Origin of the sequence: Streptomyces sp. NPDC007875 (assembly GCF_042868035.1) — a bacterium.
GTDB classification, from domain to species: domain Bacteria; phylum Actinomycetota; class Actinomycetes; order Streptomycetales; family Streptomycetaceae; genus Streptomyces; species Streptomyces antimycoticus.
In genome coordinates this window covers 345,120-359,237 of record NZ_JBIADZ010000004.1, presented here as the reverse complement: position 1 = coordinate 359,237, position 14,118 = coordinate 345,120, and the positions used below count along the sequence as shown (strand labels likewise).

The following is a 14,118-nucleotide window of genomic DNA, read 5'->3' as shown; positions in this document are numbered from 1 at the left end:
CGATCGCTCCCGGGCGGAGCCTGAGCCGCGACGCCCGGCCCCGGAGCCCCGGGGTCAGACGACGGCGCCGCGCCCGGGGTCCTCGTCCTCTTCCTCGTCGTCGTCCTTCATCCGCAGCACCAGCGTGACGAAGCCGCCCAGGAAACCCCCGACGCCCAGCGTCGCGATCCACCAGACCATCTCCACCTGGAACAGCACCACACCGAGCAGCAGCAGCGGCCCGCCCAGCACGCCCAGCCAGGCGAAGCGGGAGGTGGTGTCGGACTCGGGGAGCGGAGGCGGCTCGGGCGGGACGAAATGGCCCTCGTCGCTCTCGTCGAAGTCGTCCTCGGACGGCTCCTCGGGCTCCCAGTCGCGGGGGCCCACCCCCGGGGCATAGACGATGAAGCCGCCCACCGGCTTACCGGTCTTGTCGGTCTTGGTCAGCCCGGCCGTCGCCGCCCCGCCGATGGCCTCGCCGTCACCGGGTCCGTCGCGGTCGGAGTCGGTAACGGTGTCGCCGTCCGCCGCGGACGGGCGGTCCTGGTCCCGCTCCCGATCCTCGTCGAGGTTCTCGGCGGCGGGCCATCGCTCGGTGCCCGGAGGGTCGTGCGGCTCCTCCTCGTACGCGGCGACGATGGCGGCGAAGGCGGCGTCGTCATCGCGCCGCGCGTCCGCCTCGTTCTCATTCGAGTCGCGCTCAGCCACTGGCCGCCGCCCCCTCCTTCCCGCTTCCCTTCCCGAGGTCGGTCCGGGTGTCGGTGTCTTCACCCATACCCGCCGTCAGCCGGGTGATGAACGTGTCCGTCTCCTCGAAGATGAACTCGGCGTCATGATCCAGGGTCGCCACGTGGAAGCTGCGCTCCAGCAGCCGCTCGGTGACGTCCCGCGAGGACACCTGACTCAGGATGCGCTCGGAGTCGGCCGGCGGCACCACATGGTCCTGGGGGCTGTGCATGACCAGCAGCGGCTGGGTCACCTGGGGCAGTTCGGCGTCGACCACCCGGTAGAAGCGGCGCATCGAGTGCACGGCGTGCAGCGGCATCCGGTCGTAGCCCGACTCCCGCACCCCCGGCTTGGCGATATCGCTCACGATGCCCTTCACCGAGGGCACCAGATGACGCAGCACCGGAAGGGCCACGGCCAGCGGATCGTGGATGCGGTTGGCCGGATTCACGAGGGCGAGGCCGCTGATGGCCGCGCCGTGCTGGGCCGCCAGCCGCAGCGCGAGCGCCCCGCCCATCGACAGACCGCAGACGAACACCCGCTCGCATGCCCGGATCAGCGACCGCAGCTCGCGGTCCACCTCCGCGTACCAGTCCTGCCAGCCGGTGACGGCGAGGTCCTGCCAGCGGGTGCCGTGGCCGGGAAGCAGCGGCAGTGAGACGGTCAGACCACGGGCCGCGAGATGGTCGGCCCAGGGCCGCACGGACTGCGGGGAACCGGTGAAGCCGTGACAGACGAGGACGCCGATCTCTCCGCCGTCATGGCGGAACGGCTCGGCTCCGGGCAGGAGCGGCACCACGGATCTCCGTTCACTGGGGAAGCGGGTATCGAGGTCCTCAGCGTACGCGGCGCGCCGCACACGGGGTAGGCAGGTTAAGGTCTCCTCGTCGGATACAGGAGGTCCCGGTTGTTCTACGGCGCTATGAAGCTGTCGGTGGGTGGCGCGTTGAAGCTCACCTTCCGGCCCTGGGTCGAGGGGTTGGAGAACGTCCCCGCCGAGGGGCCGGCCATCCTCGCGAGCAACCACCTCTCCTTCTCCGATTCCTTCTTCCTGCCCGCGATGCTCGACCGGAAGGTCACCTTCATCGCCAAGCAGGAGTACTTCACCACCCCCGGGGTCAAGGGGCGGCTCACGGCGGCCTTCTTCAAGGGCGTCGGCCAACTCCCGGTGGACCGCTCGGGTTCGCGCGGCGCGGGCGAGGCGGCCATCAAGGCGGGCATCGAGGTGATCAAGCGGGGTGAGCTCTTCGGCATCTACCCCGAGGGCACCCGCTCGCCGGATGGACGGCTCTACCGGGGCAAGCCGGGCGGGCTGGCCCGGGTCGCGCTCGCGACCGGTGCGCCGGTGCTCCCCGTGGCGATGATCGACACCGAGAAGATCCAGCCCCCCGGCAAGGTCATGCCCAAGCTGATGCGGCCCGGCATCCGGATCGGCAAGCCGCTGGACTTCAGCCGCTACCACGGCATGGACGGCGACCGCTTCATCCTGCGCTCGGTGACCGACGAGGTCATGTACGAGATCATGAAGCTCTCCGGCCAGGAGTACGTGGACGTCTACGCGACCGCCGCCAAGCGGCAGATCGCGGATGCCGAGGCGGCCCGTAAGGCGGCCGAGAAGGAGAAGGACAAACACAAGTCCGGCGCCTAGCCGCGCCGCACCGGGGGTGGGGGACGTTGACGGAGCAGTCCAGAGGTGAGCGCGCCGGGGGCGAGCGCGTGGTGCGGATGTCCGTCGAGCAGCCGCTGTGGCAGGCGCTGACCGCCTACCGGGTGCTCACCCTGCTCTACGCGCTCGGCCTGTGCGTCTACTCCTTCGACGACTACGACCATCCGCTCGGCGCCGTCGTCTATCTGGCGGTGCTCACGCTGTGGACGGCGCTCACCTTCCGGATGGTCTCCTCGGCCGAGCGCTGCAGCCGGCAGTTCCTCGTCGGCGACCTCGGCATCGCGGTGACCGGCATTCTGCTCACTCCGCTCGTGGACACCCACGACCGGATCGTCGAGGGCACGCCCACCCTGCCCTCGATATGGACGATGGGTGCGGTCCTCGGCTTCGCGATCAAGGGCGGCTGGCGCTGGGGCGCCTCGGCCTCCACCGTGGTCTGCGCCGCCAATGTGATCGAGCGCGGCGGATTCGCCCAGGACACCGTCCATATGCTGATGCTGGTGTGGGTGGCGAGCGTGGCCATCGGCTACGTCGTCGAGGTGGCCCGCGCCAGTGAGCGCACCCTCGCGCGGGCGCTGCGCATCGAGGCCGCGACCCGGGAGCGGGAGCGGCTGGCCCGCGACATCCACGACAGCGTCCTCCAGGTGCTCGCCATGGTGCAGCGGCGCGGCGCCGCGATCGGCGGCGAGGCGGCCGAACTGGGCCGGATGGCGGGGGAGCAGGAGATCGCGCTGCGCACCCTGGTCTCCACCGGTCTGGTGACCCCGCCGCGCGGGGCGGACGCCGCCCCCGGCCCGGGCGACCCGACGGACGCGGCGGGCCCATCCGCCCCGCCCTGTCCGCCCGGCCCCGAGCGCTCCGACGGCGGACTCTGCGATCTGCGGGCCCTGCTGGCACCGCACGCCGGCTCCCGGGTCACCTTTTCCGAACCGGGCGCCCCGGTGCTTCTCCCGGCGGGCGTCGCCGGGGAGTTGGCCGCCGCCGTGGGCGCCGCGCTGGACAACGTACGGGTCCACGCCGGGGAGGACGCCCACGCCTGGATCCTGCTGGAGGACGAGCCGGACGCGGTGATGGTGACCGTACGGGACGACGGCCCCGGTATCCCCGAGGGGCGGCTGGCGGACGCGGAGGCGGAGGGCCGCCTGGGGGTGGCCCTGTCGATCCGGGGACGGCTGCGCGACCTCGGCGGCACCGCCGCGTGGATCTCGGCGCCGGGGCAGGGCACCGAGGTGGAGTTGACGGTTCCGAAGGCGCCTGCGAAGAAGGCGAAGGCAAGGGGGGAAGCGGCACGATGACCGCTCAGCACGACGGCCGCCCGATGGCGGTGATGGTGGTCGACGACCATCCGATGTGGCGCGACGCGGTGGCCCGGGACCTGGCCGAGGCCGGGTTCGACGTGGTGGCCACGGCCGGCGACGGTCCGCAGGCGGTCCGCCGGGCCAAGGCCGCCGGGCCCGACGTCCTGGTGCTCGACCTCAACCTGCCCGGGCTGCCCGGGGTCGAGGTGTGCAAGGAGGTCCTCGCCGACCGCCCCGAGCTGCGGGTGCTGGTGCTCTCCGCGAGCGGTGAGCACGGGGACGTCCTGGAGGCGGTCAAGTCCGGGGCCACCGGCTATCTGCTGAAGTCGGCCAGCACCGAGGAACTGCTGGACGCGGTGCGCCGTACGGCGGCCGGCGACCCGGTGTTCACGCCCGGCCTCGCGGGCCTGGTGCTCGGCGAGTACCGGCGGCTCGCGGGCGAGCCCGCCCCCACCGCCGCCGACCAGCCGGCCGTCCCCCAGCTCACCGAGCGTGAGACGGAGGTGCTGCGGCTGGTGGCCAAGGGGCTGTCGTACAAGCAGATCGCCGAGCGGCTGGTCATCTCGCATCGCACGGTGCAGAACCACGTCCAGAACACCCTCGGCAAACTCCAGCTGCACAACCGCGTGGAGCTGGTCCGTTACGCCATCGAGCGCGGTCTGGACGACGCCTGAGGCCGACCGGCTGAGGCCCTGACACGGCCTCACCCCTCGTACGGGTGAAGTTCAAAACCAACTCCCTTGATTCGCACGGGAATCGACTCACGCCCCATCCCGTGTGACCTGGATCACCGTTAGCGTGGCTCTCCGTACCGGGCCCAATCACGGGATTCCATGGGAGAAGGGAAGAAACGATGCGGGTCGGAGTGCTGACCGGCGGCGGTGACTGCCCCGGGCTCAACGCGGTCATCCGCGCCGTCGTGCGCAAGGGCGTACAGGAATACGGCTATGACTTCATCGGCTTCCGGGACGGCTGGCGAGGCCCTCTCGAGAACGACACCGTTCCCCTCGACATCCGCGCGGTGCGCGGCATCCTGCCGCGCGGCGGCACCATCCTCGGCTCCTCCCGCACCAACCCCCTCAAGAGCGAGGACGGCATCCGGCGGGTCAAGGAGACCCTGGTCAAGCAGGAGGTCGACGCGCTGATCGCGATCGGCGGCGAGGACACCCTCGGCGTCGCCGCCCGGCTCTCCGGCGACTACGGGATCCGCTGCGTCGGCGTCCCCAAGACCATCGACAACGACCTGTCCGCCACCGACTACACCTTCGGCTTCGACACCGCCGTCAACATCGCCACCGAGGCCATCGACCGGCTCCACACCACCGCCGAATCGCATATGCGCGTGCTCGTCGTCGAGGTGATGGGCCGTCACGCCGGATGGATCGCCCTGCACTCGGGGCTGGCCGGCGGCGCCAATGCCATCCTTCTCCCCGAGCAGCGCTTCGACGTCGACCAGGTCTGTGCCTGGGTCGATTCCCGTTTCAAGATCCGCTACGCCCCCATCGTGGTCATCGCCGAGGGCGCGATGCCCAGGGACGGCGACGCGGTCCTCAAGGACGACTCGATGGACTCCTTCGGCCATGTCCGGCTCTCCGGGGTCGGCGAGTGGCTGGCCAAGGAGATCGAGAAGCGCACCGGCAAGGAGGCCCGCACCACCGTCCTCGGCCATGTCCAGCGCGGGGGCACGCCCAGCGCCTTCGACCGCTGGCTGGCCACCCGCTTCGGGCTGCACGCCATCGACGCGGTGCGGGACGAGGACTTCGGGAAGATGGTGGCGCTGCGCGGCACCGACATCGTCCGGGTTCCGCTTGCCGAGGCGACCGCACGGCTCAAGACCGTCGATCCCTCGCTCTACGCCGAGGCCGAGGTCTTCTTCGGCTGAGGCCGTCTGGGTGCAGTACGGCGATGGGCCGGGCGCGTTCACCGCGCCCGGCCCATCGTCATGCCGCCCTGCGGGCCGGTGGGCCCTTCAGACCAGCACGGCCGCCAGCAGCTCCGCCACCAGCGCCGCCCCGTTGCGGGACAGCACCGACTCCGGGTGGAACTGCACACCGGCGAAGCCCGGTCCGCGCAGTGCGTGCACGTCGCCGGTCACCGGGTCCCGGCTCAGCTCCACGCGGTGCATCGCCAGCTCCGTCTCCGCCGCCTCGTCGCAGCGCGCCGTGAAGGTGTTGTAGAAGCCGACGGTCTCCTCGCGTCCGAAGAAGTCGATCCGCTCCTGCGCGCCCTGGAACGGCACGTCCTTGCGCACGATCTCCAGCCCCAGCTCGGTCGCGATCAGCTCGTTCCCCAGGCACACCCCCAGCAGCCCGTGCCGGTGCCCGGCCACCAGCTCGGCGGTCAGCGCCCGCAGGAACCGCATCTTGGGGTCGGCCGCATCGCCGGGGTCGCCCGGCCCCGGGCCGAGCACCACGGGACCCTGATGCGCCAGTGCCGCCTCCCGCACCCCTGGCTCGTCGTACCGCCGCACGGTCACGGTCAGCCCCGAGGTGCGCAGCAGATGCGCGAGCATCGCGGTGAACGTGTCCTCGGCGTCGATCACCAGGGCATGCCCGGACAGCCCCCCGGCCAGCGGCTCATCCGCCGACGACGGGGTCTGCTGCATCCGCAGCCAGAACGGCGCCAGATCCGCCCGCCGCGCGTCCAGCGCCGCCCGCACCCGCGGATCGTCCGCGAGCCGCGGTCGCGGGCCCTGCCCCTGTGGCCGTACGGGCGCCGGCCGCACGCCCAGAGCCGTCAGCACCCCGGCCGCCTTGGCGTGCGTCTCGGCGACTTCGCCGCGCGGGTCGGAGTGGCGGACGAGCGTCGCGCCGACCGCCACCTTCAGCGATCCCCCGCGGTCGATGTCGGCGGTGCGGATCAGGATCGGCGAGTCCAGGGTCTGCGCGCCGCCGCCGTCCCGTCCGATCAGCGCGAGTGCCCCGGCGTAGTAGCCGCGTCCGGCGCCGTCCGGCCCGAGGGGCTCGTAGCGCTCGATCACCCGGCAGGCGTTCTGTACCGGCGACCCGGTGACCGTCGCGGCGAACATCGTCTCGCGGAGCACCTCCCGGACGTCGAGCGAGGAGCGGCCGCGCAGCTCGTACTCGGTGTGCGCGAGATGCGCCATCTCCCTGAGCCGGGGCCCGATCACCGTCCCGCCCATGTCGCCGACGGTGCACATCATCTTCAGCTCCTCGTCCACGACCATGGACAGCTCCTCCACCTCCTTGCGGTCGTGCAGGAACTCCAGCAGCCCCTCCGCGCTCGCCCCGCTCTCGGGGTAGCGGTATGTCCCGCTGATCGGGTTCATCACGACCGTGCCCGCCCGTCGCCCACCACCACCCTCAAGCGAGAGCGCTTCGTCGCCCCTCCCTCCCGTCATCCGCACATGCACCTCGGGGCTGGCGCCCACCAGCGTCCGCCCGTCCGCCAGCCGCACCACATACGTCCAGTAGGCGCCCCGCTCACCGGCCAGCAGCCGCCGGAAGAGCGCGAGCGCGTCGCTGCTGCCGAAGCCCGGGATCTCGCCCCGGAACGTCCGCCGGATGACGAAGTTGGCGCCCTCGCCGGTGCCGATCTCGTCCTCGAGGACCCGGCTCACGATGGACGCGTACGCGTCGTCGTCCACGTCGAACGCCCCGTCCTCGACCCGCACCCGGTGCGCGGGCAGCGCCTCCAGCGCCTCGGCCAGCGGCAGCTCGTAGCTCTCCCGGGGGCGCAGCACGGCCAGCGGCGTCCCGTCGTCGCGCACCTCGAACCCCCGCTCGCGGATCTGCCGGAACGGCACCAGCGCGAGGGCGTCCGCCACCGGCGCGCCGTCCTTCGGCGCGCCGGTCGGCAGCGGGATGTCGGCCAGCCGCTCCACCTCGCCGACCGGGCCGAGCAGCACCTCGACGGTGTCGGGTGCCCGGCCCGGGGTGCGTCGGTGCAGCAGGGCGAAGGGCGGCGCGTCGTCGGCGAGCAGCCGGGCGACGACGGCCTCAGCGGTGTTCTGCATGGCGGATGGTTCCTTCCGGAATGAGGAACGACCCGCGGAAACGCCGAAGGCCGCCCCTCGGGCGGCCTTCGCGAGATCTTGGGAGTGCGCGATTCAGTGGGCCGCCGGATGAGCGGTCCACCACCAGGTCATGGTCAGTCGCGCGAACATGCAGTGGACTTTACCTCAGCGGCGGGACATGGGGTCAGCCGGAGCGCCTGCCGATGGTGGTGAGGTCGATGTCCACCGTGAAGGGCGCTGTGATCGCGAGCTTGTCGTGGTGGATTCCGGTCAGGGAGAAGGACTCCGTGGCCGGGTCGCGCTCGTAGGTGTAGACGACGGTGCGGCCCTCGTCGTTCTCCACCCGCCAGTAGTGGCGGATGCCGGCCTTCGCGTACTTCCGTGGCTTGGTGTCGCGGTCCCGCTCCTCCGAGTCCGGCGACACGGCTTCGACAGTCAGCACGACGTCTTCCGGCAGGTAGAACGTGGATGGCTCGTCGCGCTCGTACGCCTCACGGGTCACCACGATGACGTCCGGCTCGGGAGCCTGGCGCTTGGCGAGGCGCACGGTCATCTCACGATCGGCCCGCAGACCGTCCGGGGCCTGCTGGTCCAGCTCCCTGACCAGCAGATTGATCACCCGGCTGTGCCATTTTTGCTGCGGGCTCACGAAGACGAGGCTCCCGTCGATGAGCTCGGTGTGTGGCGGAAGTCCGGGCAGCCGCAGAAGATCCTCGGCGGTGAAGCCGCCAGGCGGCGGGATCAGCCAGTCGGGCAGCGGCTCGGCACTCATGGGGCAAGAGTACGCGGCGGGAGAGGTATCGCGGGGCCGGAGTTGGCCGATCCCGGCGGCCGAGCCGATGTTCTCGGATGTGGCGGGCGCGTCCATGGCGTGGTGGAAGATGTCTCACCCTGTGGGCAACGAGCTGGGCGGCCGTGGAGACCCCGTAACCTTGTGCGGGTGACCGTGAACGCTGAATCCCACGCCGGTGGCCACACCTGGCAGTCTCTTCCCGCGGCGCAGCAGCCCGACTGGCCGGACCGAGCGGCTCTGCGCGATGTGATCGCTGAGCTTGAGTCCTATCCGCCGCTCGTCTTCGCGGGCGAGTGCGACGCGCTGCGGCACCGCCTGGGGGCCGTGGCGCGGGGCGAGGCGTTTTTGCTGCAGGGCGGGGACTGCGCCGAGGCATTCGACGGCGTGGGCGCCGACCAGATCCGTAACAAGCTGAAGACGCTCCTGCAGATGGGCGCCGTGCTGACCTATGCCGGATCCGTCCCGGTGGTGAAGGTGGGCCGGATCGCCGGGCAGTACAGCAAGCCGCGCTCGAAGCCGACCGAGACCCGCGACGGGGTGACCCTGCCCACATACCGTGGCGACTCCGTCAATGGATTCGAGTTCACCCCCGAGGCGCGGATCCCGGATCCGCAGCGGCTGAAGCGGATGTACCAGGCGTCGGCCTCGACCCTGAACCTGGTGCGTGCCTTCACTACCGGTGGCTACGCCGACCTGCGCCAGGTGCACGCCTGGAACCAGGACTTCGTGAAGTCGTCGCCGTCGGGCCAGCGCTACGAGGCGCTGGCACGCGAGATCGACCGGGCCCTGGCCTTCATGAACGCCTGCGGGGTGGACCCGGAGGAGTTCAAGACCGTCGAGTTCTTCTCCTCGCACGAGGCGCTGATCCTGGACTACGAGACGGCGCTGACCCGTACCGACTCGCGCACCGGTGAACTGTACGACGTGTCCGGGCACATGGTCTGGATCGGTGAGCGCACCCGGCAGCTGGACGGGGCGCATATCGAGTTCGCCTCGAAGGTCCGCAACCCGGTGGGCGTGAAGCTGGGCCCGACGACCACGCCGGAAGAGGCGCTGTCGCTGATCGAGCGGATCGACCCGGACCGCGAGCCCGGCCGACTGACCTTCATCACCCGGATGGGCGCGGACAAGGTCCGCGACAAGCTGCCCAACCTGGTGGAGAAGGTGACCGCCTCCGGTGCGCAGGTCGTCTGGGTCTGCGACCCGATGCACGGCAACACCTTCGAGGCGGCCTCCGGGCACAAGACCCGCCGCTTCGACGATGTGCTGGACGAGGTCAAGGGCTTCTTCGAGGTCCACAAGGAGCTCGGCACCCATCCGGGCGGCATCCATGTGGAGCTGACCGGCGACGATGTCACCGAGTGCGTGGGCGGCGGCGACGAGATCTTCGTCGACGATCTGCACCAGCGCTACGAGACGGCGTGCGACCCGCGGCTCAACCGCAGCCAGTCGCTGGACCTGGCGTTCCTGGTGGCGGAGATGTACCGGGACCAGTGAGGGTCTTCCGGTAGAGATCATAAAGACGCAGGTGGGGCGCGGATCACAACGATCCGCGCCCCTTGTCCGTTGTGGGGCTCCGATGCGGCAGGTAAGGTAAGGGTTACCTCACTGATCAACGTCATCGCTGGAGAGAGCCCGTGTACGTCTGCTCATGCTTCGGCATCACCGAGCAGCAGGTGCGTCAGCACGCGGAAACGGGCGCGTGCACCCCGCGCCAGATCGCCGGTGCCTGCAAGGCGGGTACGGACTGCGGATCGTGCGTGCGGAAGATCCAGGCGCTGCTGGGTCGCGGTGCGTGCCCCCGGCGCGAGGCGCTGGATCCGGTCGTGCTGACGACGGCCGCGGCGACGACGACCGCGGCGACGGCTGTCGCTGCCACTTCCGTCCCGGCACCGACGGCGGCCGAGGCGGCCTGACCGGCGGCCCGGCCCGGTCGCTCCGGGCTCAGTGGCCCTTCCCGGAGTAGTTGCCCCCGCTGTGATCGTCGCTGGGCTGCTCGATCTGCTGGGCGATGTAGAGGGCCTCACCGAGCTTCTCGATCAGCTCGAGTTGGGTGTCGAGATAGTCGATGTGGAGTTCCTCGTCGGCGAGGATGTACTCGAAGAGATTGGCCGAGGTGATGTCGCCCTTGGACCGCATCAGCTCGATGCCCCGCTTGAGGCGGTCGATCGCCTCGACCTCCACCTGCCGGTCGGCCTGGAACATCTCGGTCGCCGTCTGGCCCACCCGGACATGGAAGAGCCGCTGGTAATTGGGCAGGCCATCCAGGAGGAGGATCCGGTCGGTGAGAAGCTCCGCATGCTTCATCTCATCGAAAGACTCCGACCGGGTGTATTTGGCAAGCCGAGTCCAGCCAAAGTGGTCCTGCATCTTGGAGTGCAGAAAGTACTGATTGATCGCGGTCAGCTCGCCGGTCAACTGCTCGTTGAGGAACTCGAGGACCTCGGGGTCACCCTGCATCGGAGGGGCTCCTTCCAATCCGATCGGGAACGGCAGGTTCCGCGCATCGTGTCACCGCGCCTGTTGGGGCGTCCAGTAAGTGCACGCTTAGTACGAGTTGTGCCCGTCCCTGATGCCCTGGTCACGACCACCCCCGGCGGTCTGAGACCATGGAGCCCATGGGTCAGTCGGAAAGCCGCGAGGGGGAGCTCGCGAAGCTGCCCCCTGGGCAGCGACTGCAGCGCGGTTGGCCGGTTACGCACTATGGGCCGGTCCCGAAGTTCAGGCCGGAGCGATGGGAGTTCCGGGTCTTCGGCGCCACGGCGGACGGCGATAAGCACTGCTGGACGCATGAAGAGTTTTCGGCGCTGCCGTACTCGACGGTCGTGGCCGATCTGCACTGCGTCACCAAATTCAGCATGCTCGGCGCCGAATGGGGCGGGGTTTCCGCCCTGGAGATCGTGGGGCTCGCGCCGCCGGCGCCCGATGTCACCCACGTGATGGTATGGGCGGAATACGGCTTCAGCTCGAATCTGCGCCTGACGGACTTCATGGCGGAGACCACGATTTTCGCGACGCACAAGGACGGGGAGCTGCTCACCGCCGAGCACGGTTTTCCGGTGCGGCTGGTGGTGCCCCATCTCTATGCCTGGAAGGGCCCGAAATGGGTGCGCGGCGTGGAGTACATGACCGCCGACCGTCGCGGCTTCTGGGAGGAGCGCGGCTACCACAACCTCGGCGACCCGTGGACGGAGCAGCGTTACTCCTACCAGGAGGGGCCGGGCGACGGCCCGGAGTTCTAGTTGACGGCGCCGCTGTGCTTCGCGGTCAGTGGTACTGGTGGACCACCGCATGCCCCTTGCCCCGCGCGATCATCCACTTGTTGACCGGCGTGGTGAGCAGGAACGCCACCACGAACGACAGGGCCAGGCTGAGCCAGAAGAGCGCGTCCGACAGCGTCGCGTCCATCGCGTCGGGGAAGAGGGCGATCGTTCCGTTGTCGGCCAGCTCCATGATCGTGATCGATACGGTGTCGGCCGCCAGGGCCACCCGCAGCGCGCTGCGCACATCGAGCCCCGCCCGCAGCACACCCCGCATGGTCAGGGAGTAGCCGAAGACGAAGGCGAGCGCGATCGCCAAGATCATGGTCGGGACGTTATGCCAGGCCAGGGCCGTGCCGATGACCATGCCCGCGATCTCGCCGATGGCACAGCCGGTGAGGCAGTGCAGGGTGGCCTGGGCGGCCATCGGCCAACTCGTCGCGCCCTTACGGTGCTCATGGCGTCCATGGCGCTCGTGAGGTCCGCTCCGCGTGTGCTCATGCTGCTGCATGTCCCTACCCCCAGCGGTGATCGGTGATCGGTGATCGGTCGATCCCGTCCAACGCTATACCCCCTAGGGGTATTCCTGGGGTCGGACTTTTCTTAGGCCGCCCCGGCGCGCAACTCCTTCAGCCGGGCCACATCCGCCGCATGCCCCTCCGTACCATCCGGTCCGCCCGGCGTCTCGATCACCAGCGGCACCCCGTCCGTCGCGGGGTGGCTGAACAGCTCGCGGAACGGCTCCGCCCCGATGTGCCCGGCGCCGATGTTCGCGTGCCGGTCCTTGTGGGCGCCGACCACGTCCTTCGAGTCATTGGCGTGGATCAGCTTGAGCCGCCCCTCGCCGGCGACGGCCACCAGCTCGTCCAGGGTCTGCTTCATACCGCCCGGGGCAGCGAGGTCATGGCCGGCCGCGAACACATGGCAGGTGTCCAGGCAGACACCGAGCCGGGGATGCCGGTCGAGCGCCTCGACGTACGGGCCCAGGTCCTCCACCAGCGCGCACAGCGAGGTGCCCTGCCCGGCGGTCGGCTCCAGCAGCAGCCAGGGGTCGTCGTCCCGGGTCAGCTCGTCCAGCAGCGGCAGCACTCGCTCCCGCACCTGCGCGATCGCGGTGGCCCGCGCGCGTCCCCCGGTCGCGGAGCCGGTGTGGACGACGACGCCGAGCGCACCGATCTCCCGGCCGCGCCGGAGCGAATGGCGCAGGGATTCCACGGAGCGGTCGGCCGTGGCCTCGGTGTGCGAACCGAAGTTGATCAAGTAGGGGGCGTGGACATACGCCGGTACGGACCGCTCAGCGCAGGCGGCGCGGAACGCCTCGTCCTGGGCGGGCGTACCGGCCGGGGTGGCCCAGCCACGCGGATTGGCGACGAAGACCTGCACGGTCTCGGCGCCGATGTCGGCGGCGTGCGCCAGACCGACGGTGGCGAGGCCACCGGCCACACGGACATGGCCACCGATGGGATTGCGGATCCGATGCGTACTCACAAGGTCAAGGTTCCCAGGTGAGGAGGGCCCGCGTGATCGGGCCTGTCCCAGCTGTCGGTGGGCGCCTCTACCGTGACGTACATGACTCTGCTGAGCTTTGACCGTCGCTGCTCCGAGATCGTCGCGCAGACCCAGCTGTTGCGGGGCTCGATCGAGGGCGCGGATCTGACGCGCCCCGTGCCCACCTGCCCCGGCTGGAACGTCGGGCAGCTGCTGCGTCATCTCGGCGGGACCCATCGGTGGGCCGAGGAGATGGTGCGGACCCGGGCCACGGGCGCGCTGCCCGACCAGCACTTCCGCGATCTGTCGCCATATGCGGAGGAGGACGCCGCCGAGGTCGCCCCCTGGCTGGTCGAGGGCGCCGAGCTGCTGGCCGAAACGCTGCGCGAGGCGGGGCCCGACGCGGAGCTGTGGACCCCGGCACCGGACTTCGGGCAGATCGCCGGAGGGCGCGCGGACTTCTACGCCCGCCGCTTCACCCATGAGACGGCGCTCCACCGGGCCGACGCGGTCCTGGCCCTCGGCGCGGAGTACACCGTTGACCAGGAGGTCGCCCTGGACGGGATCGACGAGTGGATGGCGCTCGGCTCGCTGCCGATGCACTTCGAGGTCCAGCCTTGGATGCGCGAGCTGCTCGGGCCCGGCCGCACCCTCCACTTCCACGCCACCGACACCGCACCGGAGGTGGCGGCGGAGTGGGTGGTCGACCTCACCGGCGACGCGATCATCTGGCGGCGGGCGCATGAGAAGGCCGCGGTCGCGGTGCGCGGGCCGCTGACCGACCTGCTGCTGATCATCTACAAGCGGCGCCCGGCCCGGAGCGCGGGCGTCGAGATCCTGGGCGATGAGAAGCTGCTCGATTTCTGGCTGGAGCGGGTCAGCTTCGGCTGACCGGCTGGAGCCAGGGGCCGCTGCCGGACGGATCGCGCTCA

The 14,118-nt window shown here is 70.4% G+C and carries 16 protein-coding genes; 8 read left to right on the top strand and 8 right to left on the bottom strand.

Annotation, left to right across the window (positions count from 1 at the left end):
* Positions 1 to 54: 54 nt before the first annotated feature.
* Together ACFYOY_RS10960 and ACFYOY_RS10955 are read right to left on the bottom strand one after the other, a co-directional pair.
* Positions 55 to 687, bottom strand: a complete 633-nt coding sequence (locus ACFYOY_RS10960) for a hypothetical protein (RefSeq protein ID WP_351894497.1) — start codon at positions 685 to 687, stop codon at positions 55 to 57.
* Positions 680 to 1,501 (bottom strand): alpha/beta fold hydrolase, encoded by an 822-nt coding sequence (locus ACFYOY_RS10955; protein ID WP_351894500.1) that lies wholly within the window; start codon positions 1,499 to 1,501, stop codon positions 680 to 682. Before ACFYOY_RS10955 ends, ACFYOY_RS10960 begins: the two co-directional genes overlap by 8 nt.
* A 126-nt stretch (positions 1,502 to 1,627) precedes the next feature.
* Between ACFYOY_RS10955 and ACFYOY_RS10950 the strand changes: the two genes are divergently transcribed.
* The 4 genes from ACFYOY_RS10950 (at position 1,628) to ACFYOY_RS10935 (ending at position 5,551) form a co-directional block, all read left to right on the top strand.
* Positions 1,628 to 2,353, top strand: a complete 726-nt coding sequence (locus tag ACFYOY_RS10950; RefSeq protein ID WP_059143424.1) for a 1-acyl-sn-glycerol-3-phosphate acyltransferase — start codon at positions 1,628 to 1,630, stop codon at positions 2,351 to 2,353.
* 77 nt (positions 2,354 to 2,430) lie between these two features.
* Entirely contained in the window at positions 2,431 to 3,666 is a 1,236-nt protein-coding gene (macS, locus tag ACFYOY_RS10945; RefSeq protein ID WP_388586295.1) for a MacS family sensor histidine kinase, read from the top strand.
* Positions 3,663 to 4,343: a response regulator transcription factor gene (locus ACFYOY_RS10940; protein ID WP_351894508.1), complete on the top strand. Its 681-nt coding sequence runs from the start codon at positions 3,663 to 3,665 to the stop codon at positions 4,341 to 4,343. Before macS ends, ACFYOY_RS10940 begins: the two co-directional genes overlap by 4 nt.
* A 179-nt stretch (positions 4,344 to 4,522) precedes the next feature.
* Complete coding sequence (locus tag ACFYOY_RS10935; RefSeq protein WP_388586097.1) at positions 4,523 to 5,551, top strand: 6-phosphofructokinase; 1,029 nt, start codon at positions 4,523 to 4,525, stop codon at positions 5,549 to 5,551.
* 87 nt (positions 5,552 to 5,638) lie between these two features.
* Here ACFYOY_RS10935 and ACFYOY_RS10930 read toward each other — a convergent pair whose 3' ends face one another.
* The 3 genes from ACFYOY_RS10930 to ACFYOY_RS10920 form a co-directional block, all read right to left on the bottom strand.
* Positions 5,639 to 7,645, bottom strand: a complete 2,007-nt coding sequence (locus tag ACFYOY_RS10930) for an anthranilate synthase family protein (protein ID WP_351894514.1) — start codon at positions 7,643 to 7,645, stop codon at positions 5,639 to 5,641.
* 93 nt (positions 7,646 to 7,738) lie between these two features.
* Positions 7,739 to 7,795: a trp operon leader peptide gene (locus tag ACFYOY_RS10925; RefSeq protein WP_106516695.1), complete on the bottom strand. Its 57-nt coding sequence runs from the start codon at positions 7,793 to 7,795 to the stop codon at positions 7,739 to 7,741.
* 34 nt (positions 7,796 to 7,829) lie between these two features.
* The gene (locus ACFYOY_RS10920; protein WP_351894517.1) at positions 7,830 to 8,417 is read right to left on the bottom strand and encodes a Uma2 family endonuclease; all 588 of its coding nucleotides are present in this window, start codon (positions 8,415 to 8,417) and stop codon (positions 7,830 to 7,832) included.
* 168 nt (positions 8,418 to 8,585) lie between these two features.
* Between ACFYOY_RS10920 and ACFYOY_RS10915 the strand changes: the two genes are divergently transcribed.
* Together ACFYOY_RS10915 and ACFYOY_RS10910 are read left to right on the top strand one after the other, a co-directional pair.
* Complete coding sequence (locus ACFYOY_RS10915) at positions 8,586 to 9,935, top strand: class II 3-deoxy-7-phosphoheptulonate synthase (protein ID WP_351894519.1); 1,350 nt, start codon at positions 8,586 to 8,588, stop codon at positions 9,933 to 9,935.
* Positions 9,936 to 10,075: 140 nt separating this feature from the next.
* Positions 10,076 to 10,354 carry a (2Fe-2S)-binding protein gene (locus ACFYOY_RS10910; RefSeq protein WP_351894521.1) on the top strand — a complete coding sequence of 93 codons (279 nt, stop codon included), beginning with the start codon at positions 10,076 to 10,078 and terminating at the stop codon, positions 10,352 to 10,354.
* Between the two features lie 28 nt (positions 10,355 to 10,382).
* Here ACFYOY_RS10910 and bfr read toward each other — a convergent pair whose 3' ends face one another.
* On the bottom strand, positions 10,383 to 10,898 hold the full coding sequence (bfr, locus tag ACFYOY_RS10905) for a bacterioferritin (protein WP_351894523.1): 516 nt from the start codon (positions 10,896 to 10,898) through the stop codon (positions 10,383 to 10,385).
* Between the two features lie 158 nt (positions 10,899 to 11,056).
* Between bfr and ACFYOY_RS10900 the strand changes: the two genes are divergently transcribed.
* Positions 11,057 to 11,680 (top strand): sulfite oxidase-like oxidoreductase, encoded by a 624-nt coding sequence (locus ACFYOY_RS10900; RefSeq protein WP_351894526.1) that lies wholly within the window; start codon positions 11,057 to 11,059, stop codon positions 11,678 to 11,680.
* A gap of 25 nt (positions 11,681 to 11,705) precedes the next feature.
* On the opposite strand, the gene ACFYOY_RS10895 is transcribed toward ACFYOY_RS10900, so the two are convergent.
* Positions 11,706 to 12,209 (bottom strand): DUF4396 domain-containing protein, encoded by a 504-nt coding sequence (locus ACFYOY_RS10895; RefSeq protein ID WP_351894529.1) that lies wholly within the window; start codon positions 12,207 to 12,209, stop codon positions 11,706 to 11,708.
* A 92-nt stretch (positions 12,210 to 12,301) separates the two neighbouring features.
* Positions 12,302 to 13,186, bottom strand: coding sequence for a deoxyribonuclease IV (locus ACFYOY_RS10890; RefSeq protein WP_351894532.1), 885 nt, complete (start codon positions 13,184 to 13,186; stop codon positions 12,302 to 12,304).
* 81 nt (positions 13,187 to 13,267) lie between these two features.
* Here ACFYOY_RS10890 and ACFYOY_RS10885 point away from each other — a divergent pair, with 81 nt between their 5' ends.
* The gene (locus ACFYOY_RS10885; protein ID WP_351894536.1) at positions 13,268 to 14,077 is read left to right on the top strand and encodes a maleylpyruvate isomerase family mycothiol-dependent enzyme; all 810 of its coding nucleotides are present in this window, start codon (positions 13,268 to 13,270) and stop codon (positions 14,075 to 14,077) included.
* Positions 14,078 to 14,118 lie beyond the last annotated feature (41 nt).